Annotated in this window: 22 protein-coding genes, 1 pseudogene and 1 riboswitch; of the genes and pseudogenes, 3 read left to right on the top strand and 20 right to left on the bottom strand. The window is 39.0% G+C overall.

The genetic code is table 11. The features are described 5' to 3' along the window. Positions 1-16 precede the first annotated feature (16 nt). The 11 genes and pseudogenes from LG336_RS14080 to LG336_RS14130 form a co-directional block, all read right to left on the bottom strand. A complete protein-coding gene (locus LG336_RS14080) occupies positions 17-754 on the bottom strand; it encodes an ABC transporter ATP-binding protein (protein WP_404328142.1) in 738 nt (245 codons plus the stop codon). Further along, positions 751-1,521 (bottom strand): ABC transporter permease, encoded by a 771-nt coding sequence (locus LG336_RS14085; protein WP_404328143.1) that lies wholly within the window; start codon positions 1,519-1,521, stop codon positions 751-753. Before LG336_RS14085 ends, LG336_RS14080 begins: the two co-directional genes overlap by 4 nt. Next, positions 1,521-1,811 (bottom strand): MTH1187 family thiamine-binding protein, encoded by a 291-nt coding sequence (locus tag LG336_RS14090; RefSeq protein WP_404328144.1) that lies wholly within the window; start codon positions 1,809-1,811, stop codon positions 1,521-1,523. The genes LG336_RS14085 and LG336_RS14090 overlap by 1 nt, the downstream gene beginning before the upstream one ends. Before the next feature lie 12 nt (positions 1,812-1,823). Then, the gene (locus LG336_RS14095; RefSeq protein ID WP_404328145.1) at positions 1,824-2,828 is read right to left on the bottom strand and encodes an ABC transporter substrate-binding protein; all 1,005 of its coding nucleotides are present in this window, start codon (positions 2,826-2,828) and stop codon (positions 1,824-1,826) included. A gap of 145 nt (positions 2,829-2,973) precedes the next feature. After that, positions 2,974-3,083: riboswitch (TPP riboswitch) on the bottom strand. Between the two features lie 371 nt (positions 3,084-3,454). Further along, positions 3,455-4,468, bottom strand: a complete 1,014-nt coding sequence (locus tag LG336_RS14100) for a DUF3231 family protein (protein ID WP_404328146.1) — start codon at positions 4,466-4,468, stop codon at positions 3,455-3,457. 100 nt (positions 4,469-4,568) lie between these two features. Continuing rightward, positions 4,569-5,712, bottom strand: a pseudogene (locus LG336_RS14105) (NAD(P)/FAD-dependent oxidoreductase). A 369-nt stretch (positions 5,713-6,081) separates the two neighbouring features. Continuing rightward, positions 6,082-8,682 (bottom strand): Ig-like domain-containing protein, encoded by a 2,601-nt coding sequence (locus LG336_RS14110; RefSeq protein WP_404328147.1) that lies wholly within the window; start codon positions 8,680-8,682, stop codon positions 6,082-6,084. Between the two features lie 806 nt (positions 8,683-9,488). After that, positions 9,489-10,184, bottom strand: coding sequence for an ABC transporter ATP-binding protein (locus LG336_RS14115; protein WP_404328148.1), 696 nt, complete (start codon positions 10,182-10,184; stop codon positions 9,489-9,491). Further along, the gene (locus LG336_RS14120; RefSeq protein ID WP_404328149.1) at positions 10,181-10,993 is read right to left on the bottom strand and encodes an ABC transporter permease; all 813 of its coding nucleotides are present in this window, start codon (positions 10,991-10,993) and stop codon (positions 10,181-10,183) included. The genes LG336_RS14115 and LG336_RS14120 overlap by 4 nt, the downstream gene beginning before the upstream one ends. A gap of 99 nt (positions 10,994-11,092) precedes the next feature. Beyond that, complete coding sequence (locus LG336_RS14125; protein WP_404328150.1) at positions 11,093-11,680, bottom strand: nitrous oxide reductase accessory protein NosL; 588 nt, start codon at positions 11,678-11,680, stop codon at positions 11,093-11,095. Further along, positions 11,677-12,954, bottom strand: a complete 1,278-nt coding sequence (locus LG336_RS14130) for a nitrous oxide reductase family maturation protein NosD (protein ID WP_404328151.1) — start codon at positions 12,952-12,954, stop codon at positions 11,677-11,679. The genes LG336_RS14125 and LG336_RS14130 overlap by 4 nt, the downstream gene beginning before the upstream one ends. A 256-nt stretch (positions 12,955-13,210) precedes the next feature. On the opposite strand from LG336_RS14130, the gene LG336_RS14135 reads away from it, so the two are divergent. Both LG336_RS14135 and LG336_RS14140 read left to right on the top strand, forming a co-directional pair. Continuing rightward, positions 13,211-14,038: a sensor histidine kinase gene (locus LG336_RS14135; protein WP_404328152.1), complete on the top strand. Its 828-nt coding sequence runs from the start codon at positions 13,211-13,213 to the stop codon at positions 14,036-14,038. Then, complete coding sequence (locus LG336_RS14140; RefSeq protein ID WP_404333165.1) at positions 14,038-14,679, top strand: response regulator; 642 nt, start codon at positions 14,038-14,040, stop codon at positions 14,677-14,679. The genes LG336_RS14135 and LG336_RS14140 overlap by 1 nt, the downstream gene beginning before the upstream one ends. A 129-nt stretch (positions 14,680-14,808) precedes the next feature. On the opposite strand, the gene LG336_RS14145 is transcribed toward LG336_RS14140, so the two are convergent. The 9 genes from LG336_RS14145 to LG336_RS14185 form a co-directional block, all read right to left on the bottom strand. Continuing rightward, on the bottom strand, positions 14,809-15,336 hold the full coding sequence (locus tag LG336_RS14145; RefSeq protein ID WP_404328153.1) for an NUDIX domain-containing protein: 528 nt from the start codon (positions 15,334-15,336) through the stop codon (positions 14,809-14,811). A gap of 218 nt (positions 15,337-15,554) precedes the next feature. Then, entirely contained in the window at positions 15,555-16,211 is a 657-nt protein-coding gene (locus LG336_RS14150) for a hypothetical protein (protein WP_404328154.1), read from the bottom strand. 54 nt (positions 16,212-16,265) lie between these two features. Further along, entirely contained in the window at positions 16,266-16,394 is a 129-nt protein-coding gene (locus LG336_RS14155) for a hypothetical protein (protein WP_404328155.1), read from the bottom strand. 539 nt (positions 16,395-16,933) lie between these two features. Beyond that, positions 16,934-17,152: a hypothetical protein gene (locus LG336_RS14160; protein ID WP_404328156.1), complete on the bottom strand. Its 219-nt coding sequence runs from the start codon at positions 17,150-17,152 to the stop codon at positions 16,934-16,936. Between the two features lie 281 nt (positions 17,153-17,433). Further along, a complete protein-coding gene (locus tag LG336_RS14165; RefSeq protein ID WP_404328157.1) occupies positions 17,434-18,879 on the bottom strand; it encodes a glycoside hydrolase family 32 protein in 1,446 nt (481 codons plus the stop codon). Between the two features lie 6 nt (positions 18,880-18,885). Further along, a complete protein-coding gene (locus LG336_RS14170; protein ID WP_404328158.1) occupies positions 18,886-19,845 on the bottom strand; it encodes a carbohydrate kinase in 960 nt (319 codons plus the stop codon). A 31-nt stretch (positions 19,846-19,876) separates the two neighbouring features. Continuing rightward, positions 19,877-21,280, bottom strand: coding sequence for a sucrose-specific PTS transporter subunit IIBC (locus LG336_RS14175; RefSeq protein ID WP_404328159.1), 1,404 nt, complete (start codon positions 21,278-21,280; stop codon positions 19,877-19,879). Positions 21,281-21,493: 213 nt separating this feature from the next. Further along, positions 21,494-22,489, bottom strand: coding sequence for a LacI family DNA-binding transcriptional regulator (locus LG336_RS14180; RefSeq protein ID WP_404328160.1), 996 nt, complete (start codon positions 22,487-22,489; stop codon positions 21,494-21,496). 164 nt (positions 22,490-22,653) lie between these two features. Beyond that, complete coding sequence (locus tag LG336_RS14185) at positions 22,654-24,726, bottom strand: sigma-70 family RNA polymerase sigma factor (RefSeq protein ID WP_404328161.1); 2,073 nt, start codon at positions 24,724-24,726, stop codon at positions 22,654-22,656. A gap of 301 nt (positions 24,727-25,027) precedes the next feature. Between LG336_RS14185 and LG336_RS14190 the strand changes: the two genes are divergently transcribed. Continuing rightward, positions 25,028-25,663 carry a YitT family protein gene (locus tag LG336_RS14190; RefSeq protein ID WP_404328162.1) on the top strand — a complete coding sequence of 212 codons (636 nt, stop codon included), beginning with the start codon at positions 25,028-25,030 and terminating at the stop codon, positions 25,661-25,663. Positions 25,664-25,672: the final 9 nt, after the last annotated feature.

Here is a 25,672-nt window from a genome sequence, read left to right on the forward strand (position 1 = left end):
GACTAACCCCATATCTTCACTGCAATACTCTTAATTCCTGATAGATCTCCTTTTTCCATCTTAAAAACTCTTCTGTTAAATGCATAGCCTCTTCTCGTGGTCGTGGAAAGGGGATGTTAAATTCTCGCTTCACGGTCGCTGGGTTACTTGAAAGGACGATAATTCGATCTGAAAGGTAGATTGCCTCTTCAATATTATGCGTTACAAACAGGACAGAGCGACGGTTTTGTCCCCAAATATCCAATAACCATTTTTGCATTTCTAACCGTGTAAACTCGTCCAGGGCCGAAAACGGCTCATCGAGGCAAATAAACGATTGTGGACTGAGGAGACTTCGAACAAAGGCAACCCGCTGGCGCATTCCACCTGAAAGTTGATGCGGGTAGGCATGTTCGTATCCTGCCAACCCTGCCTTTTCCAGCATGGTCTGTGCCTTTTGTTCATCCGGTTTCCCGTATAGCTCGCTTCCAAGCACGACATTTTTTATAACTGTTCGCCAGGGAAACAAGGACGGGCTCTGTGGCGTATAGCTAATGGATCCGCGTTTTCCAGTGATTTTTTCCCCATCTAAATAAAAATCTCCTGAATCTGGTGAATACATGCCCCCAATTAAATGAAACAACGTACTTTTCCCACTTCCAGATGGACCAAGTAAGGAAACAAATTCCCCGTCTTCAATTGTAAAGGAGAGGTCTTCAAGCACAACCTTTTTATTAAACGACTTCGTGATGTTCTTGACAATGAGCTGGCTCATTTGCTGCTTTCCTCTCCCTTCGGTCGCCATTTAATGAATAGTTTTTTTAAACTAATAATGATTGCGAAAAACAACATACATAATATCATGATGATGAGAATGGCCACAAAAACGCGATCCGTTCGGAACGATGAGGATGCGAGGGTCATATAAACTCCAATTCCCTGATTTCCACCAAGCCACTCCGATATGACGGCACCCATTACACTATACGTTGCTGATATCTTCAATCCTGAAAACAACGATGGCAATGCATGTGGCAGTTCAAGCTTAAAGAAAATTTGCTTTTTCGATGCTCCAGCCATTTTCATATAGTGGATGAGCTCTTGACTTGTTTGTCTGAAGCCATCTAACGCTGATACGGCTATTGGGAAAAAACAGACCAGTGTGATGACGATGATTTTCGGCATCATCCCGAATCCAAACCAGATCACAAGCAACGGTGCTAGGACGATTATTGGAATATTTTGCGATAAGATCATTAAGGGATAAAAGGCTTCTCTCACACTAGGCATCAGGTGTAAAGCTATAGCCACGAGCAAGCCAACACTACACCCAATGCTAAATCCAATCACGGTTAACTGAATCGTTGACCCTATATGATGGTAATAATTTGGCCAGCCAGAAAGGGCCTCCTGCCAAATTTCCGATGGTGCAGGAAGCAGCCACTTAGGAATTTCAAAGAAAGTGGTCGATAGTTCCCACATGATGAATAAAAGGATGAGGACCAAGGTTGGCCGCCATCCTGCTTTTAGCGTTTTTTGCATTAACGATATTTCTCCGTCAATTTATCCATTGAGGCACCGCTCGGATTGTAAAGCACCTTCACTTGTGAAATGATGCTACGACTCCCTAGTGCCACCATTTTTTCATTCATCTTTTCTACGATTGCAAACAGCTCTGAAAGCTCCCCTTCCATCGTCGTTTCTAATGGATGAACTTCATACTTTACACCCGCTTCTTCAATTACACCAATTGCTGCATCCACGAATGGAATCACATCTTCGCCATTTTTCGTTTTCGGGATAATTTGTATACTAAGTAAGGAATTTGCCATGTCACACACCTCTTATTCTGGTAAAAATTCATTTGTAAATGCTTTTTCCACGTCTAACTCTGATTCTAATAAACCATTTTCATACATCCAGCTTGCGTAGTTTTCCCAAACCTCTTGAGATTGAATCCCCCACCGCTCAGCATCATCTTGATATTTCGGCGATAACCACTCTTGACTTGCTTTAACAAGATCTGAGTCTAAATCTGGTACGGCTTCAATCAGGATATCCGCAGCTTCAGTTGGATGTTCAATTGCATATTCATACCCTTGGCTAACTGCGGCCATAAACGCTTTCACTGTTTCAGGGTCATTGGCAATATTCTTTTCATTTGTACAAATGACTGGCGTATAGTAGTCAAGCTTCTCGGAATAATCAGTCAAGTAGACCATATCCAATTCCATGTCACGAAGTTCGGCTTCGACACCCGTCCAACCATAGTAGATCCAGGCAAAGTCAATGTCGCCTCGTTCAACGGCTGTAAAGAAATCAGAATTCCCCATGTTAATAATCTCTACTTTGCTCACATCAGCATCTTCTTGCTTCATAAGAGAATCCATAACAGCTTCTTCAACGGGTGCACCCCAACCACCGTAGGTCTTCCCTTCAAAGTCAGCAGGTGATTGAATTCCACGATCTGCCGGTGCAGCAAATCCAGATGTATTGTGTTGAATCACCGCTCCAATCGATACAATCGGAATATCCTGTACACGTGCTTCCGTAATGCTTTCTTGATAACTTATCCCAAAATCAGCTTGTCCAGACGCAACGAGTTGGTCTGCTCCTGCTTCTCCTGGTAAGAGAATTTCGACGTCTAAGCCTTGCTCTTCAAAAAAGCCTTGATTCTTTGCTACATATAAGCCTGTGTGGTTCGTATTGGGTGTCCAGTCTAATACAATGGATACTTCTTTTAATTTTTCTCCATTTTCAGCCGCGTTCGAATCTTCATTGTCTGAATTACATGCTGCTAATACGGTGATAAAAACAACTACAAGTAATGCCCATACACCTTTTTTCACTTTTGCTTCCTCCTTGATAGAAAGTAGATTATCTCTAGCAAGTATTGACATGGAAGACTTGGAACCTAACATTTTAAGATGATTTTTCTGTTGATCAAAATAAAAGCGCCCTAGGTGTTTTCCTAGGGCGCATACTATCAACTTCAAAAAGTTTTAATATGTTCCCTACGCTGGTACTAACCAGATCAGGTTCCAAGGGTCTGCATCTTATAGACGCGATCTCAACCAGTAACACTGGTCCCCCCACATTCAATTGCTATTCAATTAATCTAGTATTTACAATGACATAAATGGAAAGTATTATCAAGTACTTTATTTTAGGCTCTTTTCTAAAACTTTGTTGTTTTTCAATACAAAATAGGATGGATGAAGCTTCTTTTCACTGCAAAATTGGTTTTTATTATGAGAAAAGAGCTTGCAAACTTACTATAACGTACAAAATCCCTTACCTTACGTTAAAATCGGCTTTAGGTAGTAAAAATCGGCTTTAAGATTTTTACAATTTTAACAACAATCTTTACGAAAGCAGCCTTATTTTAAAAGGAAGCGTAGGGATGGCGTACGCTACTCTTTCACCAGAACCATGGGGTAGTGTAACAAAAAAAGCACCGAGTACGTCCCGATGCTTACTCTGACCCCTTCGCTAGGCCTTTTCGATCAATCGATTCAGGAATTTTCTCCAACCAACCATGCTTCACCATGAGATGGTATACTAGCGCTCCAGCTTCCATCGCATGGGTAAAGACTTGTCGGTAATTTAGAATAATATCGGTCCTTAGGCTTGAGCCTAAGCCGGCGCCATAATAGGAGAGGGCGGCATTCACCAAAAAGGCTGCATGAAACATCAACAATTTATCAGAGAACGGACTAATGGTTGAATCAGTGATTTCAGCATCCCATTTCTCAGGAATCGGGAGATTGTCTTTCTGTAGGATTTTATCGAAGCTATCCGCATCCTTCCCAGCCAATTTCACATTCTTCATCATAAAATTTCGAACTTCTTCAGACTTCGCAACCTGACTAAATCCTAAACTTAATGAACGAATAAATCCAGTTTTACGTGAGTTAAAAAATAAGTTGCTTATTTCAGAACTGTTGAGTGGCCGTTTGTCGCCAATCAAATTGTCAATTATGCCGGTCGATTCCGTGAATTCCACTTCTGGTGGGGATGGGACTGTAGGAACAACTGAGAAAAATGGTTTTGTTTTAGCCAAACTCACAATCTGTTGAAACAGTTCTTTTGCAGACACCGTACATTCAAAAAAGTAATCTTGTATGTCTTGGCGCTCTGAATTTGTAATTGCTAAGCTATAAGCAGTTATCCCATGGATGGTCATAATGTAAGTATAAAAAAGCGTGAAGTGATCCGAAAAAAGCCTTGGTGCCTTAAGGTTTATATCCTTTTCAGTAAAACCTTTTGGAATTTGAAAATTGGCATCTTCCAAAAATCTTGTAATCTTACCAATATGCGTTTCCGCTAAATGGAGTGCCATTTCTAAAATTGGTTTGATTTTTTTATCTTCTACATTCTTTAAAAAATGTTTATACACGCAGATTGCCATGCTATCGCCCTGATACTGAAACCATAGCCCAGAAACTTCCGCAGAGGTTAAGGTGTTTCCCTTTGTTTTCCCAAACATCCTTAAACATCCCCCATAATTAAGACTTCATTCAAATTTTTCATCTTATTTTGTGGTTTATTTTTGTAAATATACATTCAATCAAGATTCAGTAGAAAGATTACAATCGCTCCTTACGATATAAGGTCACCGCTGGATGGGACCCTTTAGTGATTACATCTCTTAAAATTTTTGCAAGGGCCCCACTATATACAAGGCCATTGTCTCCATAACCAAATAAGAAGAAGCAATTAGGATATTCCTCATATTCCCCAATAAGTGTCAATCCGTCATGGGTCCCTCCATAAAAAGCGCCTAGATAGTATTCGGGATGAACATGAATAGATGGAAAGAGCTTATTAAATTCCTCGATCAACTTGTCTTTTTTATGAAGAATTTTTGAATCTCTGTCATCAGGATAAGTCGTACTATCGTCTAACCCACCAATGATAATCCGATTATCCTTTGTTGTACGCATATAAATATAGGGGCGTGCGGTTTCCCAAATCAATGTGCGGTTATACCAATCTTTGAAATCATCCACAGGATTGGTGATGACTGCATAGGAGCTTGTTATCAACCCATTTTTTTCTTTTTTCAATTCCAAACCTTCATATCCAGCAGCTATAATTACATATCGTGCTCTAATTGAATGACCAGTATCGGTAAAAAATATTGCCTCTTTGCCCTCAAATTTCTGCCCAGAAATTCTCGTCTGTTCAAAAATGGTAACTCCTTTTTTATTGGCCTCGTTTAACAGTCCATGATTGTATTTAAAAGGGTTCAGCTCTGCATCATCATATGTATATAGAGCCAACTCCTTCTTAAAAGAGTATCTTTCACTGATTTGGTTTTCTGTAAGTAGATCCGCTTTAAACCCATGTTTATCAAGATAAAAATAGTCTTTTTTAAGCTTTTCTACTCCTGCTTTGTCGCTTGCATAATAGAGTGTGTTCCCTTCTGGTGAATTCCGCATCAATTTCCATGGAAAGAGCTGTTTTTTCGATATCATTTATAGCCTCTTCACATAATTTCGTATGTGAAATTGCTGCCTCTTCCCCAAAGCCATTTACTAATTCAAAGAGCATTTTATCTCCTAAATACTGAATGAGTGCCGTGTTCGTACTCGTACTCCCTGTTCCTATTTTCCGTTTATTTACGACAATCACATTAAGATCCGTATCGCTTAAATAATGGGCACATTGAGCACCAGAACTGCCACCGCCAATAATTAAAACATCACAGTTTACATTATCCTCTAAAATAGGGTAGGTGGGTGTGCTTGGAAAAGTCGTCGGCCAATAAAACCTGCCACTTTGCTAGTCCAATTCCATCAGCTCCTTCTAGTTGGTTCCTTTGTAGTATTGCCCAATGAACTAGTAATATCTAGGATTCAAAGTCTTATTAATAAGTCGTCGTCCCCTCCACGATAAAAATAGACTGATCGTAAACGGACCAGTATAAAAAAGTTAAGTTATTTTACCATACTAAAGATCAAGCAATATTATTGGAGAATGAATGAATTTATTGGAAAGACATCCGACAGAATGAATTATTACAACCGTTGCATTTGATCCATAAAAAAGAAATGGCTACTCATTAAGCAGCCATTTCCTTGTGTGATATTGTATCTACTATTTCTTTTTTAGCCCTGAAGGCATCTTTTGAACATGAATATCTAAGGTCGTCTCAAGACCATTATAGGAAATGGACACAGTCACTTTTCCTTTTTCACCTGCTTTAATTTGTCCTGCTTTATTTACAGATACAATCGAGTCATCACTACTAGAGTATTTCACTCCGGATGCAAGTGTCTTTTCTGATCCATCAAAGTAGACTCCTGTAACCACAAGTTGGTGGTTTTCTCCTTCTTTCATGAATTTCGGGCTTTCTACCTTAAGTGAAACAGGGTTCGCAGCCAGAACTCCTACACGGCTGTTATCAGTGCCAGCGGTATTCAACACACTTTGCGGAGTGATCCGTAGGAAATTCCCGTAAAGAATGTTCCCTTCTGCGTCTCTTTCAAATTTCGCTGGAATGTCGAGACTCACAAAGTCTTCTGCTGAAATGGCTGTACCTTTGCTATTCATTGTTTTTGTTCCATCAAAGAAGAAGTTGGTTTCGTCTTTATTGCCAGAAACAAAATCTTCAATTGCCCCTTCAGTTGTTCGAATCGAGAGGTTATTTTTAAATGTACCCTGCTCTTCAGCAGTGAAGTATGGGTTGATTCTAAATACATAATTAAAGCGTTTGTTATCAAAAGACGTATTGTTTTCAACAATCATCTTCCCTGGGTTAAAGTTGTCTGTAAATCCATCCATATTATTATCAAAGGCGATATTATTACGGAGAATATGCGCTACAGGCAAACCTTCGCCACCTACTTTAAAGCCACTACCAGAGGTTCCTTCTTCATTATAGCCATCACTTAGTTTTCCATTGGAATAAGCTATATTTCCTTCCAATGTGATTGGCATATTGGCTCCTTCATTGGTACGGTTGTATAAATCCCAGCCATCATCAATATTATGGTGGGCGATATTGCCTCTAAATACATTGCCGACACCTACGCCAAGTTTAGCGGCAAAGCCGTCTGCATTGATATTAGATGTGTCACGATTATCATGCGATTCTGAGTTTAAAATCAGATTGTATTTTGGCCATAAATCAGGGTTAGAACCGCTTCCGCTGAGATGAAGACCTGTATCGCCGTTATAGTTAAAGAGCATTTGTTCAACAATATTATGATTTCCACTTATTCTCATACCAGTTGATGCTGCTTTGGTAATTTGAATCCCGGCAATTCGCCAGAAGTCCCCATTCAATTGCAGGACATTCCCCAATTTTCCTTGCCCGTCAATCACGACTTTTTCGCCATTATAAGCAGCTAAAGTCTTCATGTTATCTTTAGTACCGCTATATTCCTTCTTTATATTAATAACGGAATTTGGGGTATACGTACCCTCACGCATAAAAATGGTTTCACCTGGAAGCACATACTTAATGGCTGTTTCTAAATCTACTGGATCTTCAATGCTTCCTTGTGCTGTGCTTGAGCCTTCTGGAGAGACAAACAAGCCTTCACCGCTATTGTATATATTCTTTGTTACAGAAATATTTTTCGTGATTGGGTTTGTAGATGGGCCCTCTGTTGGTGTGTACACGACCTTGAAAGCTGTATTATCTTGTTCAAGTCCTGTATTCAATGCAAATACTTCGTCTTTTTTAACTGAAGCATTGCTTACTACTGTTTCGCCTTCTTTTTCAACTGAAACGGTACCTTTATAGTTTGCTAGTATCTTAAGATCATAGTCAGCAGAACCAGATTCCTGAGCCGAGACAATGTTCATCGATGGATTCACAGGTGACGGCTCTACCGGAGGGGTTGGCACTGTATTCGCTTCGCTAAGAGTTAGGTTTGCATTTTCAATCGTCATTTTCGCATTTCTAGACGCATAAAAGCCTACATACATGCGATCCTTGTCCATTACCTGAACAAAATCTGCACCTTCGACACGTTGTTCAAATGTTTTTTCTTCTGCCAAGTGGGTAAATGTTGCTGTCATAATAAATTCTTTGTCTGTTCTTTCTAGTTTTACTTTTACAGGTGTTCCAATAGGAAGCTGGTATTTGGAGTCATTAGTAAAACCAGAAGCTTTGAGCTGGCTTCCAAGATTGCCCCATGGATAGATAACACCTGTACGATAAATCGGAGACACGCCATGCCGCATCATACCAACTCCGAACATATTAGAAGCAGCTGGTACTTCTTCATAACCGAGAATCATTGGATCTTGCCGTGGGGCCCCAATGGTGTCTCTTACCATAATCCCTGCACTTTCCTGGCCATTCGGATTCGCACCTGTTTCAGGTCCAAAATGGTCAATGATCATATCTGCTTCTAGAACGAAATTGTCCACATTTGGATCAAGCTCTGTATAATAAAACGTCAACCCATCATGTCCTGGTGCTAGTTTTCCTCCTCTACTTTCCAAGGTGATTTTCCCTTCAATGGTGCCAGGAACTTCTGGATCTGCATAGTTGGTTCCTACCTTTTCAGGCAACACATTTGAGGAAAAGTTTAAATCCGTTGACTGCCCAAAGGTCACGCTTTGCCATTGTAAGTTTTCCGTGGATTTCCCTGCTGCTGTATCAGCCGCAAATGCTGCTGGCGCAGAGCTGCAAACTAACAATAGTGCAAGAGAAATGCTGCGAAATTTTTTTAATTTTTTCAAATACCTCACTCCTAACTTGTTTTTGTTTGTAGATGTGAATGACTTGATGAATGGATAGAGTTGGCTCCACTCTTCTCGTAATTAGACCAAGTTGAAGGTTTTGAACAAGTGTTTACATTAGGAAGCGCTTTCAAATTCTGGTAAAAAAAATCTGCCCTGTAACATCATATTAACTTCTGATACTCTTCCACTTTAATTGCTTTCCCGTCCCCTAGCTACTTCATATGTAAGCCACTGATTAAATCATTTATAAACAATTTTAATATAGCCGAAGTAGATTCTATGAAGGTAAACGGAATTAAACTAGAGGATCTATTGCCTGAAATATCAGGAGATTGCTAGCTAATTTACACTGGTTCTAGAGCATTTTAAGTTGCAACCACTTCCTCCCGTTTCCTTTAATTTTCTCATTTCCATAACCTTCCTTTCTAAAGTATTAGGGTTATTATATAAAAGAGGGTGTTTTAAACAATGAAATATTTTAAGAAAAATGTTTAATGTTTTAAACAAAGTAAGGTACCTTTTTTGAAGGTTTTACTCGGTCAATAAAGATTTTTAAGAGAGTTGTTTAGTATTTTACTTGATTTTATAAAAATAGTTCTATCGTTATAGTGTACCAATAGGTCTATTTACTCACTACAGTAGGATCTCAGAATGGAATAAAAACTCTCAAAACCTTTAAGAATCTCACAGAAACCAGGGTGTATAGCAACGAAAAAATGGGTCAGTCCTTCAGTAAAGTAACGCTTTACTTTACTGGGAGACTGACCCCAAAACATAAACCGAACAAGGTGCCCTTGTCCCGTTTATTGGCGGTGAAGCTTGAGCAATTTCATGGTTGTTTCTTCGACGTTGTTCTCGTGTTGGATGGTTTGGATGACTTTTCCCTGCTTCATAAAGAGAACGGTGTCTCCTGTTTCGGCGGCTACATCCATCATATGGGTAGAAAAAACGATAATGGTCCCATTTTTTTTGATCTCCTTTAAAATCGTAACAAACTGATTGACCCAGTAAGGGTCTAAACCGTTAGTTGGCTCATCTAGTAACAATACCATCGGTCTTGCTAAAATCGATTGCCCAAATAAAAGGCGTTGCCTCATTCCCTTTGACAAACTTTTGACTAGCTCACCTTTTTTACCTTCAAGACCAATCAATCTCATCACTTCGTTGATTCGCTCACTTTTCACTTTCCGTAACGAACCATAAAAACGGAGAAACTCTTCCACTGTCATCATTTCCTGAGCATGGAAATCATCTGGCATGAAGCCGATTTCTTCTAAATATTTCTCTCGTGCATATTTTATTTCTTGCTCATTTATCGAGGTTTTCCCAGAAGATGGATCAAGAATCCCAGCAATGATTTGGAGTAGTGTACTTTTTCCAGCTCCGTTTCCACCGCATAAAACCACGCATGTGCCTTCGTTTGCTTCAAATGAGCATGGGTGTAATGCTGTCTTCTTTTTATAAACCTTTGAAACACCATCTACGATTAAATTGGTCATCGCCTTTTCCTCCATTCCAGCATACTCATTGAAACTAGTAACATTAGCGTCATAAATCCAATGAAATAGATGATTTTGATTAGGACACCAGATGGAGAAGCTAAGAATTTCATGAGTGAATCATATGCTTGCCCAAAGACGGCTCCAGCATCAAGGGAAAGAACAAACGACACGCGGATAAATTCAGCAGGATTTGCGAATAAAGCAAATTCCATCAATGGGGCAATCCAGGGGTATGGAACTAAGCCTAATAATGCAATTAATGCAGTCGGCCAAATCATAATGAGGAAGAACCAGATGCTCACTGAAATAGATAACGCCTGCCATCTACTCGAAACCATACAGCCGACTACGATTCCGATTACAAGAAAGAAAAATAGTAGAGTAATTGAAAAAAAGTAGATTGATAAGAGCCAGTCACTGGAGAATCCATTGCTACTAAGTAAACCGACTGCCAAGCTAATCCCGTAACTGAAGGTGAACACAATAAGTTGTGCCGTAAATTGGCCCCCTATTTTTCCGACAATGTACGATAATGAAGATAAAGGATAAGTGCTTAACAATCGCCACTGACCATTTTCCATCTCATTGGCGATCGAAAAGGAACCGATAATTAACATAAATAGCGGAATGATGTACAAGGCAATATTCACGACGGTACCTGTCATATTGGTGTACCCAGATAACGAAGGTGCACTTGCTTGCAATAAAAATAATAGTGAGATGACAGCGACCCATAAAACAATAAAAGAATAATAGGAGCGTTGTCGTAAGGTCATGCGCAGTTCAGAGCGCCATATATTCCACATGTTCATTCCTCTTTTCCAACATTTTTATACGAAAAGGAAACTATTAAATTTCCCTCTATAAAACTTAGGGGCCGGCTCGAAATAGAACCGACCCTCATTTTATTCGTGAGACTCATCATCATGGTTATTTTCGTCTGAGTCGGAAGGGTTTTCGGACTCCTCACTAGGATTCTTTTCCATTTCCTCTGAATGGGAATGGCTATCCATTTTATGTTTTTTCATCATGTCTTGGTTTCGTTCCCAGCTATGTTCAGCCAATTCACTAGCTGTCATGACGGTACTGCCTTCATTTTCTGCTGCAAAGCTTTCAGCAGAAGTTTTATCTTTAAAGGAAACGACATTATACGCCATTGGGGTTTTCACTGATTGATTGTATACAAAAGTGGCATCGTCCACTAAAATCCATTCTTTATCATCGTAATCGCGAACAAATTTACCAGCAATTTCTTCATTTGTATGGCTTTCAATCCAGTCGTACATGCAGCCTACATCGTCAAACACCATCGATTTTCCATTTTCCAACACAATTTGTGTGGCATGCTGATTATTTGCAACCATCATATTACAAACTTCACAAGTATCAGTTGCTTCATTGATATCCACTGGTTGAACCTCATCGTTTCCACATGCGGCGAGCAGCAATAACAATCCTGCCAATCCCATAAAATGAATTAATTTTTTTCTCATATTCTTTTCCTCCCTAAAATAAATACGCTTGAGCTGACAACAATCATCATGATACTAATCGTCCATAAACCTGCATGTGACGAAGTTTCTTTTTCAACGTCGATGGTCATCTCCATAAAAGGAGATGAATCAGTTAACAGCTGATCAGGCGGACTTTTTAACAGGTTTTGCAGTAAAATAAGTCCTGGTGCTTGGAAAAATAATTGATATTCCGGTACATAATTCGCTAATGTTAGGAAATAGGGATCAGCTGTAAAGCTAATTTCACTCGCACCGTCCACGTTAATATCCACCTTGCTGGCTGCATCCCAATAATTGTGATTCACGTCATTATTGGCGCTCTCTATTGCTTGAGCCTCATTGACATTTCCAATGAATGTATTTTTTGAAATTTCATTATCATTAGCGTTTTTCATCTGGACACCAATAAAGTTGTCCATGATTTTATTAGACTCTACCTGGTTGTTAGCAGCCTTTTCAATGTAAACACCAATTCGATTGGAAAAGAACTCATTTTCAATCACATCCGTCTCGTAAGCCTCATAAAGCAGTAACCCTTGCGCATTTACACTTTTTTTATTGGCATAAAAAGCATTTCCATCAACAGATGTCCGCTCTGTTTCCATTAGCATCGCACCGGTTACATTCGAGCTAGACAGATTATGACGAAGAGCATTATCGTTTGAGTACATTAAATGCATTCCGTAACGAGAATTTTCAATGGTATTTTTTAAGATAAGATTTTCATTGCTTTGCTCTAAGTAGAATCCATCAGATACACTGGAAATCTTAACGTTTTCAAGCTGATTTCGATTCGATTTCCACAAGTCAATCCCATTTCCTTGTTTCCTGCCAACAATTTCACTGTCTCTTATGATTACCTCATTTGCATCCTCGAGTTTAATGCCAAAACGCCTTGTATCAATCTTAATTCCCTGTAGTACATGTTGTGAGCCGGTAATTGAAATTGCCGTTTCTTCTTTTTCTGCTCCACAGTGTTCGATTTGAAGGTTTTTTAGCGTAACACCTACCCCACTTATTGCAACGACAGGCTCGGCATCACAAGAACGCAGGAGAACTTCTTCATTTCCCACGATTGTAATGGGCTTTGAAATCACCAATGGCCCTTCATACTCGCCTGCTTGTATTTCAACGATTGAACCCTCGGGAGCTTCATTAATTTTAGCTTGTAATGACGAAGTGGAGGCTTCGGATAAAGACGGTATGGACATAAGGAATAGTAAGAGTAGTAGCACCGATATGTGCAATTTCATTATGTGCAGCTCACCTCCCTCTCTAAATTCTCAATCCTTAATCTGGCCCTGTTATAGGAGGAATCTAGTAGCTTATTACTAGATAAAAGTGCCTTGTGGAGTAGTTTAATATGTACTTGCATACTTTAAAACATTATACCTACATGGGAAATTTTAATTAATAACCCGAAAGAGGGATATAACAACAAAATGATAAAAAATCTTGTCCATGATGTTAAAATATAGACATATTTACTCGCAGAGAAGAGGAACCATCTTGAAATATAAACAAATTAAATGGCTAATTTTAATTACGCCAACGGTTACGATTGCCTTATGGGAATACATTCGACATGCATTTCTCCTCCCTTATATCTCAATGGATCTGGGGAATATCCTTTCCCCGATGTTGGTTTTTCTAGTTACGCTCCTCTTTTTACGGCATTTGTTTAATGTTTTAGAAAGAATGCAAGAAGAGCTTCGAAAAGAAAGAGCAAAGAAGGCAGCGCTTCTTGAGAGAGAAAATCTAGCTAGAGAGCTTCATGACGGGATTGCCCAATCGTTATTTCTTTTATCTGTAAAAATGAATAAGTTTGGGAGAAACCATCAACTTGAACACGACGTGGATTTTCAAAAAATCAAGCAAACCCTACAGCATATTCACGAGGATACACGTCAAGCGATTACAAACTTAAAATATGTCCCAACGGAAGAGCCTCATAGTTGGACAGAAACAATCTATCAGTATATAACAGAGATTAAGAAGCACCATTTAGTGGATGTTCATTTAGAATGGGCTATTCGAGAGAACGCCTTATCACCCAAGGAAAAGGTTGAATTATTTGCATGTATTAAAGAAGCGGTTATGAATGTCATTAAACACGCAAAAACAAATGAAATCTGGATCCATGCGGAAGAAATGGAAAACGGGTGGAGTTGTCAAATCAAGGATAAAGGTGTGGGATTCTCCAATGAACATCTACAATCAAGTAAAGGCTATGGACTACAAATTATTAAAGATAGAGTTAGAGATATGAATTGGGAATTTTCGATTAAACGAATAGAAGCGACGACCACCCTTGAAATCAAAAAGGAGGAAAAATGATGCAACCTTTTCGAATCCTAATTGTCGATGACCATGCCCATGCAAGAGAGGCGATTCGTGAGATTTTAGAAGAATATGATGACTTTCTGATTGTCGGGGAAGGTAAAAATGGCGAAGAAGCCATTCAATTGACGGAAGAATTGATGCCTGACATTATTCTGATGGATATTCAAATGCCGGTAATGGACGGGCTGGAAGCAACCAAACGGATTAAGCTTAAATTTCCGTACGTGAAAATTGTGATGATTACGGTATCCGATGATATTACGGACCTTTTCGATGCTCTAAAGAAAGGCGCACAAGGCTACTTAGTAAAAAATCTCCAATCAGAGGCTTGGGCTGAACATCTAAGAGCGTTTGCAATCGATGAAGTCCCAATGTCTAAGGAGATTGCTTTCCAGATTTTAAAGGAGTTTCCTCAAAACAAAGCCAAATCGAAGGAAAAAGTTCCTTTGTCTACCAGAGAAATTGAAGTACTTCAATTAGTAGCTAAAGGACTGTCCAATAGAGAAATCTCAGAGGCGCTGTTTATCTCGGAGCATACGGTTAAAAGCCATTTGAAAAATATTTTAAGTAAACTTCATTTAGATAATCGAGTACAACTTACAAGTTATGCTTTTAAGCAAGGGTTGGTTGATTAAACAAATATAGAAAAAAATAACCGCCGTATAAGTGACGGCGGTTTCTTCTTGTGCATGCAAGAAGCGTAGGGACGCTTATTAAAATGGCATTGTCGCTTCCTATATGTTCTTATTCTCACAAAACCATTTTTAACGTAAAGCTTTCTTATGGGTCCCCATATATTTTCGCATATCAAACAACAATTCAATCAAACTAGCATGATAGGGTATAAATTTTTCGTGTTCAATCAATGAGATAATCTCATCTTTTGTCGCCCATTTGACTTGTTGGACCTCTTCGGACGGTACCTTTAAGCTGCTGATTTCTAGCTCTTCTTCTACAAGATAAATATCATCAAACCCATGTTCAAAATTAATGGTCATTGAGGGACGACTATTCTTCAGATTTAATCTGTACCCTATTTCCTCCCAAACCTCGCGTTCGGCAGCAGACTGACTGGTGTCGCCACTCACTGCACTGCCTCCTACCGTAATGTCCCATAGGTTGGGCCAGCCTTCCTTAAAAGGTTGCCTTTGCTGTATGAGCATTTTGCCATCCTTACGAAAAATACAAACATGGACGACCATATGATACGAATCTGCTTCAAATTTACTTCCCCGCAACATCGTTTTCCCTGTTTTAATTCGATCCTTATTGTATACATCCCAAATTTCCATTCAGTTCCTCTCCTTCTTGATCCAACAATACATGGAGACGTTTCACCCGCTTCCCCACTCACTTTTTTAAAACTCTCCACAGTTCGAACGATTATTTTAATTTCCAAGTAGATACTATTTATTTTCAGTGGAACAAGAGTAGCTCAAAGTTTTTATGAAGAAAAACCGCCATCAACCAAACGGCGGTTCCTCCTTGTGTATCAGCGGGTATAACTTAATCACTTGCCAACATAATACGTTTCTGTTGGTCCTAGATAGCTGTTTGCAGGTTTCTTTCCTTGAGGATAGATGACTAGCTTTTCCAAGACAAATCCTGGGCTGACCGCATATACCCTTAGTGTATTTAATCCCGCCTTACACTTAATTGTGCTAATGTGTTTGTGGATGTTATTGAGCACTCCTACGGCCCAGTTGACATCATCAACTCGATATCCTTCTGGGAGTACATTTACAATAGCAGTGTCGTCTTCGTTTGCTTGTATTCCACAGAATAACGTATAATCCGTCCTGACTGGATTAGAAGGTTGCATGTATAGTTCCAACTCATACTCGCCTGCTTCTTGTACAACAAATTGATACTGCAGATAAGGAGCATCTTTTCCTGGTGTAAAATATTCTGTTGTTGGGAAGGCCTTCAAAGCTGATAATGTCTTGCCATATCCCTCAAGTACTTGGAATTGATTCACATTCCCCTGCTCATTTGTGGCTTTTTTATTGAGAGCATAATGCTCTGCTTCGATAGAGATATAGCCGTTAGTCTCAACAAAGGTCATTTCAGGGTATTCGCTGAAATCCTTCTTTGATGCGTTGAGAATGATTGTACAAGTACCGTTCGGCATTTCTACGACGATCTTGCCTTCTGTCTCGTCTTTCATCAGATTACGGTCAATTTTAACCTGAATGACTTCCGATGTGTTTTCTTTGCCATCTTAGCTGTGATCTACCGTTCCATAAAGAACTGCAGTCTTTCCAAGCATCTTTTTTTCTGTGGTTGATTTTAGGGTATTTCCAAAAACCAATTCGACATCATGCATAACCTTTTTGGCGATCTTAATCACACCGCTAAAGGCCTCTTTTTCTTCATAAAATAAGGACCTTGCGTTTTTAACATTTCCTGATTAATAACTAAGTCCATAAAAAAATCCTTTCTACGATGAAAACTTTTACATGCATTTTTCTTCAAGTACTTCACAGCCAATTGATGTAAGATAGAGCGCTTTCAATAGATTGTAACTACTATTGTTTTGGTGAGTTAAAGCGATGTATCCTTCTCATATGACTAATAATATTGACTATATATCAATATACCATATTCTGTTTTTCTTTTGGGAACCGTTTACAAACTGAGATTGAAGAAGATTCAAATTTTGATATCTAGACCTATAGTTTACGGAAAGAAGTCTATTGCTGTCAGCACGGAATGATATCGTTGATAAATTGCCATCAAGTTCCGTTGAAAAAACCGGCTCATTCGTATTCCTTAATGGTGAAGATAATTACGTTGACATGGAGTGAATTAAGAAAGCAAGAAGGAACGCATTCCTTCAATAAGGAATTGCTGTTGAAGCGCAAAATAAAAAGCACGCTTGAAAGGATACTAATTATTTACTTTCAGGGGTTCTACATTAACTTTTAAGACTAGGTTTACAGAATCATGAACCATATTTATTTTATTGATGATGTATTCTTTTTTTAATATCGTTATCGTGTCACTTGCTCTTAGGGCTGTAATATATTGATCCCAATAGACTACACTCTTACTTATAAGGCATTTGTCTTTTAAATAGTAGTCGACCCTATTACCATTTTTATTCACTTTCCCACCTCCTTAGATAATAATTATTAAGTAAAGGATGGTTTTAGGACAAACTCTTCTCCAATAAGAGATAAAATGGAAGACATTTACTTATTACTACTCATTGTTTTCATAACAAAAAACACCCAAAAGGATGCTTTTTGCTGATCTTTATGGGATAAAGAAATAAATAAAGGCAATCACTTTTTTCTGTTACGTCGAACCTTCCTTTCACTATCTCTTATCCCTTGAATTCTTTTAAAGCAAAGAAGGATCAATCCGGCACAATCGCCCCCTTTTAATTAAGAAAGCTGAAGACTCCACTTTTCAATCCATAAATCCACTTTTCCCCTTGAAGCAAACGTAATGGTTTGTTCAGTAGGTTCCGCAAAAAACCTTGCCGTCATCACTTCTTGTCCCCCATTCAAAAATATTTCAATGGAGCTTGTGTCTAAGAAAATATGCAGTTCCTTTAGAATCGGTAATTGACAGGAACGACTTTCTGGAGAACCGTCCTTGAAGGATTTTCTTTCTAGTGTAATCATGCTCTTTACATAATTAAAGCTTAGCTTGACATTTTCACGGATGTTTATCTCAAAACAAGTGACCTCATGCTGACCAACTTCGATGTAAATTTCACTTACAGTTCCATTAATCGCAGTCCATGACTTAGCTTCATTATCAAGCGACACTTGTTGGTGAAAATCATGTGTTTTCCTTAACTGCGTTAATTCTGCTACAGGCTTTTGATAGAGTTTGTCCCCTTTTAACACTAATTCCCTCGGAAGAGTCAATGCATGGATCCAGCCATTGGCAATAGTCGGTTGAAAAGCTTCGTTTTCATCTGTCAATCCCATCCACGCATACAGGAGTCTTCTTCCATGATTATCTTCAAAAGTCTGAGGGGCGTAAAAGTCAAAGCCACGATCAAGCTCAATAAAGTCACCGTGTACATATCTATTCGTTTCGGGTTTCCACTTCCCGATAAAATAGCCTGACTGGAATAAATTTTGATAAAGATGGCCTTCTGGTTCGAGTCCTTGAGGAGATGCCAATAAGATATCCTGTGTGCCAAGTTTAAAAAGGTCCGGACATTCCCACATATACCCGAAATCTCCTAAACCGTTCAAATTCCCTCCAGCTAGTGGTCCTTTGAATTCCCAGTTTTCAAGGTCCATAGATGCATAAAGCACGACTTGTCCTTCTTCCTTTTCCGTTTGCGCCCCTAGCACCATATACCAAATTCCATCTTGTTGCCACACTTTTGGATCGCGAAAATGCGGGGTATAATCCTCTGGTAAGAAGATAACCGGTCCTTTTTTTTCAAAGGTAATTCCATCATGGGAGACTGCTAGACATTGATACGTTTCACGCTCATTGTTCTTATTTTTCACATTTCCCGTGTAGAACAAGTACATTTTCCCATTATGCTCGACCGCACTCCCCGAATAGCAGCCATTTTTCTCGTACCATTCACTTGGGACAAGGGCAGGAGGCTGTTCCTGCCAAGAAATGAGATCTTTAGATGTATAATGTCCCCAAAATTTGGCACCATGACTTGTTTCAAATGGATTCCATTGGTAAAAAACATGGTACAATCCATTAAAGTGAATAAGCCCATTAGGGTCATTCAATAACCCCACCGGTGGCATCAAATGAAACTGCAGCCGATTAGAATCTTTTTCAATAAGGGGTTTATTTTCTTCTACCTTTTTGGATGCTAGTTGATGTAACTCTTGCTGGTTCATGATGAATTAACTCCCATTTCTTGTCAGGTTTTTGTGTACCGCAGCCAAAGTTGGCAATGCCGTCATCGCTCCTTTTTCAGATGCAGTAAGCCCCCCTGAAATAGAGGCAAACTTCGCAATCTCAACCGCTTCTTCTAATGTAAGGGTATCAAGTTCCTTTTCTCTTTCATTCAAGCAATAAAGAAATCCTGAAACAAAGGCGTCACCTGCCCCGGTTGTATCCACGGTGCTGACCTTTAATGCATCGACCTTCATTGATCCAGAATTAGTAAAAACGACACTCCCTTCCGCTCCTTTTGTAAGGAAAACGAGAGAAAGGTTGAATTCTTTCATCCATTTTTCAATAGCTACAGGGTCTTGTGTTCCCGTTAAAAACACTAACTCCTCATCAGAAAGCTTTAACACATTGACATCAGGCAAGACAGAAAAAATCGTTTCCCGCAACACATTCTCATCTTTCCATAAACTAAGACGTATATTTGGGTCAAATGAAACAATCATTTCATGCTTTTTCGCATAGTTAATTGCTTTTAGCGTTGCCGCTTTAACGGGGTTCTGTATCATTGAAATGGTTCCAAAGTGAAATATCTTATAATCTTTAAAACATTCTTCCTTTATATCTGTTTCTTCTAAAAATATATCCGCGCTTTCCTTTACAAAGAAGCTAAAGCTTCTCTCCCCATTTGAATCAAGGGTGACAAAGACAAGTCCTGTACGATAGGAATCGGTAAAACTCACAGAAGAAACATTGACCCCATAGTTCGATAATGTCTCAACGAGAAATTCTCCTAAAACATCCTGACCTAACTTTCCGATAAAAGCTGATCTCATGCCTAATCTGGATGCCCCAACCGCAACATTCGCTGGGGCACCACCTGGACTTTTTTGATAAGTGAGATTGGTTGAATCCACTGGGATAAAATCAATCAATGCTTCTCCAAGTGTGATCAATCCATTTTTCACCATAAAGATCGTCCTCTCCTATAAAATTTGCCGGCTACTCCTGGTTGTTGGTAATCATTTTATCGGAATACCCAAACATCCAAGTTAAAGCAAATGCCGTGCCAATCGCGATAATGTTCACAAGTAAATACAATAAAATTTGACCGTTAAGGAATAGTAAAGTACCTGGTATTACCGTAATGGCCATCCCTGTTGCTTTTAATCCGAAGATAGAAGCAAAGAATCCACCAACTGCTCCGCCAATCAATCCCATAATGAAGGGCTTTCCATAACGAAGGTTAACCCCGAAAATCGCTGGTTCGGTAATTCCTAAGAACGCTGATAAAGAAGATGGAAGTGCTAATGCTTTTAGTTTCTTTGATTTGGATTTTAATCCAACAGCTAGTGCTGCCCCTCCTTGTGCCGCAACCGCACAAGTAACAATGGCGTTATACGGGTTATATCCAAGACTTTCAAGTAACGAAATCTCTAACATATTAAATACATGATGAACTCCAGACACGACAATCACCTGGTTTAATCCACCGATTAACAATCCACTAATACCAAACGGCCACTCTAAAACAGCAATCGTGCCTGCGAGAATGATGTTTTCAACCCAATGGAAAATAGGTCCAATGACAAACAATGCAAGGAAAATCATAATCAGTAACGTCAAAAATGGTGTGACAATTAAATCAAACGCATCTGGTACACGTTTGCGAATCTGCTTTTCTAATTTCGCCCCAATAATACCTGTAATAAAGGCAGGAAGAACAGAGCCCTGGTAGCCTAGGACAGGAATGAATCCGAAAAACATTATTGGATCAACGGTTCCTCCAGCAACACCCCAAGCGTTTGGAAGGGATGGACTAACTAACATGAGCCCTAGGACCAATCCAATAATTGGTGAGCCACCAAATACACGGAATGTTGACCATGCAACGAGTGCTGGTAAGAAAATAAACGCTGTATCTGTTAAAATCTGTGTAAATAAAATGAAGTTTTCTGAAACATCTGCTGGCGTCATGCCAAAGAAGGCCAAGATTTGCTCTTGCATGACCAGACCGCGCAGACCCATAAACAAACCTGTCGCGACGAGTGCCGGGATAATCGGAACAAATACATCCCCAAATGTGCGGATAGCTCTTTGAAACTTCGATCCACTTTTTGCCGCTTCTTTTGCTTGTTCACCTTTATTAGAAGCATTAATTCCAAGATTCGTTACTTCTTCATAGATTTTGTTTACAGTTCCAGTTCCTAAGATCACTTGAAACTGACCTGAGTTAAAGAAAGCACCTTTTACTTTCTCAATGCTTTCTACCTGTTCTTGGTTGATTTTTTCTTTGTCTATAACCATAATTCGAAGTCTTGTTGCACAATGAGCAGCCGAAACAATATTCTCTTCTCCACCCACTGCATCAATAATACCCTTTGCTATTTCACGATTTGTAGCCATTACTGACCCTCCCTTTTTTTTGTACCTTGCCCGTGTGATTTTAAATTATGATTGTGAAATCGATTCCACACATAGCCAAAAAATGTGGTATCGATTCCACACAAAGGAAATGAAACTGGAATCAATTCTAACAAAAGTTAGGACGATTCCAGTGTAGAGCTCTTTCCATTTTTTTCTTAGTTCTAAACAGATGTGAAATCGATTTCACATTGATTATAGACTATTCCTTTCAATCAGTCTACCGTTTAAAACGATTTTTTTTTGGTTATTTTCATTTCTTTCAAGTTGATCTAATAAAAATTGAGCCGCTTTCTTCCCTGCAGCTTCATTTTCATAGTCCATCGTTGTGAGGGCAGGTTCAACATATTTTGAAATATCCGACGCGCCAATACCAACTATCGAAATTTGAAAAGGGATTTTATATCCTGATTCTTTTAAAAACTGCATCGCCCCAATGGCAATTCTTTCTGTAACACAGAAAACAGCGTCCGGTCTTCTACTGTCAGATGTAAGTTCCATAATTTTTGCCATCGCTTCGTACCCAGAAGGGATATCAAAATTCGCCTTAGCTATCCATTCTGTACGTATCGGGAGGTTTGCCTCTTCCATTGCTTCCATAAATCCATTTTTTCTCATGACACCAACAGCCTGGTCTGCTTCGTCCACTCCAATAAATGCAATGTTTTGTCGCCCTTTTTGAATCATCAGTTGGGTCATTCTCTTGGCTGCAAGGAAATCATCATACGTGACACTCGAAACCCCTGGGATATCTTGACCAATGGCAACAAACGGCAAGTTAAGCTGCTTAATTTCAGCGACCAATTCATCGTTTGTATTCGTTGCAGTTAGAATGATTCCATCGACTTGCCTGCTCTTTAGCAACCGTAAATATTCAATCTCTTTTTCAGTTTCTAGATTGGTGCTGGTTAACAGGATTTGATAGCCTTTCTCACTTAGAACATCATTTATCCCATATACAATCCTTCCGGCTGTTTCTGTCCCCAGTTTAGGGAGAACCACTCCGATTACTTTTGTCTTTTTCGTCCTTAAAGATTGAGCTTGCTGACTAGGTACATATCCAGTTTTCTCAACTACTTCAAGAACACGTTTTCTTGCCTCGTCACTTACATAGCCTGACTCATTTAACACACGGGAAACCGTTGAACGCGAAACCTTGGCCATTTCAGCAATTTCTTTTATCGTTAACACCAAAAAAACCTCCATCCCCAACAACCTATCTTTCTAAAATATATCATAATGAACGTTTCAAACGGAAGTGTGAAACCAAATGAGTAAAGGATTACTCCACCGGGGGACTGACACCAAAAATAACGGGACAAGGTGCCTGTCCCCTTGTCCCTATCCCCTTGTCCCTATTGCAATGATATTTTTAGAACGTCATCTAGGTATTTTGTTGTGTTATATCCATAGATCTCTAAGGTTTTTGGAATCACTTTTTCTCCGTTGTTACTTCTTAGTCCGATGGTTTGAACGGTGAAGAAATGACGGGGCTGTTCAATTTCATCGTATGAGTAAGGGTTTTTATTCATATCGTATTCTTTTCCGTTTTTATCAACAACTACTCCTTCAGCATCCATATTCATCGAACTCATTTCATTATTGTCTTCACTTAAAATATGGAATTGGAGTGATTCGTATTTTCGATTTTCAATTTCATGATTGCTGATGACTACAGTAGTCGGTTCTCCGATTTCCAGCTTGTCGATGGAGATGGTGCTGCCTGCATATTCGAAGGTTTGAGGGTATTCCTTTGTAACATCCAGCTCGATATTTTTGTAGTCATCCACCGTTAGAAAAACGGAATCGAAATGAACGTTGATCTCTTTTGGTTTCTTTCCGAAGAACGGTTCGAATTGATCTTGAAAAGCAATCCAATTCCTTTCTTGTTGTGTATTTACAAAAGAGCTGCTATACCTATCAATTTCCACTAATTTATTGTTAATTTCTAAATCACCAATATGTAGAAACTCTATCCGTTTCTCTGCTTCTTCATGCTTAAAACTATATTGTAAAAAGGTAGCGGTTGGTGCAATGGTTAGTTTATCAAAACGGACCGGGATCCCTTCGACTTTTGTTTCTTCATCCAAAACATATTCGGTGGAAGGCTGTTTTGTTACCGGAATTTCGAAGTTCCACTCTCCTTCTTCAAACTCCAGGTTCTCATATTCTATAAACTGATTTTGATTTTTGGTATCACGATTCAGTTTTTGAATACTTGTTATGTTAAGTTTGATTGTCCCGTTATCTGTTGTGATAGGTGGCAGACTAATTTTCCCATGGTACTTGTTTTTTTCTTTGTTATTGAAATCTGATTCAAGGTCAACAGGAGCATACCTTGGATTGGTTTCATGGATCATGATTTCATGTGCGTTTTCCACAAAAACCCCATGTTGGAAATCAATCATATATTGGTTATCTTCATTTGTATCTTCGACCTCATAAAATACAAGTGTCTGAACATCGTCCGCAATAACGCTTTTGATGTTCATTTTCACCCCATCGCTCTCTGTTTCTAGGTTTAGCCGTTCACCTAGGTCCGCCTGCAGAAAAGCACGCAAGTGTGGATCCTCTTCCGTCCATGTATAGTAAAGGTTGCTGAATGTACCGGTGAAAAAGCCAATTCCTATGGTTAGTACGAAAACAGCTACACTAACAAGGCCCATTTTTTTACGCTTTCTGTTCTTCTTTTCTCTCTTCTTTTCCTCTTCCGCGAGCCTTTTTTTAACGTTCTCCATAAAACCGGTCGGCAAAAGAGAGCCTTCCGTATTACCTGGGAGATTTACCAAGGTTAGCATAACCTCCTGAAAGGTAGAAAGATCCTCCTGACAGTTAGGACAATGAAAAATATGTATCTCTAAATCAACCTTTTTCGACCGTTCCAATTTTCTTTCTAAGTAATCGATGTAATCCTTATGATGCTCTCTACATCCATTATAAGTTGGTCCGTACCCCAATTCTTTTCTCAGTGAACGAATACCGGAAAACAAAAGCTCTTTTATCTTTTCAACTGGAACTTGAAGAAGATGAGCACTCTCCTCCTGAGAAAAACCTTTTATATAAGTCAGGACGATTGCCTCTTTCTCAGTCCCCTTCAGTCGATGGAGTGCTTTAAATATATCGTCCCGAGGGTCATGTTCCTCTGAAACTTGTAAACTTCTTTTTTTAGAAAGCTCCTGACAGATAGGTATGAATATAGATGTCACCCATATGTCAAAAGAAGTTTCACTCTTAAATCGTGGCCATTTTTTTTGGACTTTCATCATACACCGGTAAAATAATTCTTCCATTTGCTGCTGATCATTAAGATAGGTTAAACCTATGGTATAAAACGACTGTTTATACTGTTCGAACCAATCGACTATTGCATCTACACTGTTTTCTCTTATGGGAAGGTTTGAATTAGGTTCTATTTTTGTTGGAATCATAAGTGTGTTCTTTCGCCCCTTTACATTCTGGCTTCTAGTTACACATGATGATATCTTGCCATTGTTTTGTTTGGGTATCATACAGCTTAATAAAATAATGTATTTCATTTTTAGCCGCTAACACTGTTTTAATTGCATCTACATCAATCATAACATTTACAAGTTTAACTTGGTATAAATTGGTGAAAGAGCGTATGTACCTTTTTCTATATTATTTATTAAGTTTTTACTATTCCCCTAGTGATTTTATAGTAATATAGAAAATGGAGAAAAAAGTAAAATCTAGTCTAGGAGTTTTAAAATGAATTTTATTAGAAAATGGTCTTGGATTCTGTTCTCATGTTTATTTGTTGCGATTGGCATCCAGTTTTTAACGACGTCTAATCTAGTTATTGGTGGGACGGCTGGCTTAGGAATTGTCATGCAACACTTAACAGATGTTTCGTTCGGAATCTTGTTTTTTAGCATCAACTTACCTTTTTACTTTTTGGCTTTATCCCAATTAGGATTGGCCTTTACAGTGCGGAGTTTTGTAAGTGTAAGTATCATGTCCGCTATGTCAGATACTCTCGCACTTATGTTTACGTTTGAACTGCCACACCCGATTATGAGTGCTGTTTTAGGTGGGGCGATGATTGGGATTGGTCTTATTTTTCTTTTCAGAGAGGGATCATCCCTCGGTGGGTTCAATATGCTCTGTATTTTCCTCGATAAACGTTTTGGAATTAATCCTGGAAAAACGATGTTTTTAACTGATATCCTAATTGTTGCCTCGGCAACGATTGTATTTGGAATCGTTCAAGTGATCTACTCAGCTATTGCAATTTTTATAATGACTGGCATTCTTGGACGCTATCATAAACGGGCACCCATTGAGCGCCATCACAAAATGGAATCTGAAGAATATGAACAAACAGAAACAGCAGCAGATTTATAGGGAAAAAAT

Source organism: Mesobacillus maritimus, assembly GCF_044803185.1.
Classification (GTDB): Bacteria; Bacillota; Bacilli; order Bacillales; family Cytobacillaceae; genus Mesobacillus_B; species Mesobacillus_B maritimus_B.

Bases quoted from the DNA above. Each gene is read 5' to 3' on its own strand.
- LG336_RS14080 (WP_404328142.1), bottom strand. From the start codon at position 754: ATGAGCCAGCTCATTGTCAAGAACATCACGAAGTCGTTTAATAAAAAG.
- LG336_RS14085 (WP_404328143.1), bottom strand. From the start codon at position 1,521: ATGCAAAAAACGCTAAAAGCAGGATGGCGGCCAACCTTGGTCCTCATC.
- LG336_RS14090 (WP_404328144.1), bottom strand. From the start codon at position 1,811: ATGGCAAATTCCTTACTTAGTATACAAATTATCCCGAAAACGAAAAAT.
- LG336_RS14100 (WP_404328146.1), bottom strand. From the start codon at position 4,468: ATGTTTGGGAAAACAAAGGGAAACACCTTAACCTCTGCGGAAGTTTCT.
- LG336_RS14115 (WP_404328148.1), bottom strand. From the start codon at position 10,184: ATGACCAATTTAATCGTAGATGGTGTTTCAAAGGTTTATAAAAAGAAG.
- LG336_RS14120 (WP_404328149.1), bottom strand. From the start codon at position 10,993: ATGTGGAATATATGGCGCTCTGAACTGCGCATGACCTTACGACAACGC.
- LG336_RS14125 (WP_404328150.1), bottom strand. From the start codon at position 11,680: ATGAGAAAAAAATTAATTCATTTTATGGGATTGGCAGGATTGTTATTG.
- LG336_RS14130 (WP_404328151.1), bottom strand. From the start codon at position 12,954: ATGAAATTGCACATATCGGTGCTACTACTCTTACTATTCCTTATGTCC.
- LG336_RS14140 (WP_404333165.1), top strand. From the start codon at position 14,038: ATGCAACCTTTTCGAATCCTAATTGTCGATGACCATGCCCATGCAAGA.
- LG336_RS14145 (WP_404328153.1), bottom strand. From the start codon at position 15,336: ATGGAAATTTGGGATGTATACAATAAGGATCGAATTAAAACAGGGAAA.
- LG336_RS14150 (WP_404328154.1), bottom strand. From the start codon at position 16,211: ATGAAAGACGAGACAGAAGGCAAGATCGTCGTAGAAATGCCGAACGGT.
- LG336_RS14165 (WP_404328157.1), bottom strand. From the start codon at position 18,879: ATGAACCAGCAAGAGTTACATCAACTAGCATCCAAAAAGGTAGAAGAA.
- LG336_RS14170 (WP_404328158.1), bottom strand. From the start codon at position 19,845: ATGGTGAAAAATGGATTGATCACACTTGGAGAAGCATTGATTGATTTT.
- LG336_RS14175 (WP_404328159.1), bottom strand. From the start codon at position 21,280: ATGGCTACAAATCGTGAAATAGCAAAGGGTATTATTGATGCAGTGGGT.
- LG336_RS14185 (WP_404328161.1), bottom strand. From the start codon at position 24,726: ATGATTCCAACAAAAATAGAACCTAATTCAAACCTTCCCATAAGAGAA.
- LG336_RS14190 (WP_404328162.1), top strand. From the start codon at position 25,028: ATGAATTTTATTAGAAAATGGTCTTGGATTCTGTTCTCATGTTTATTT.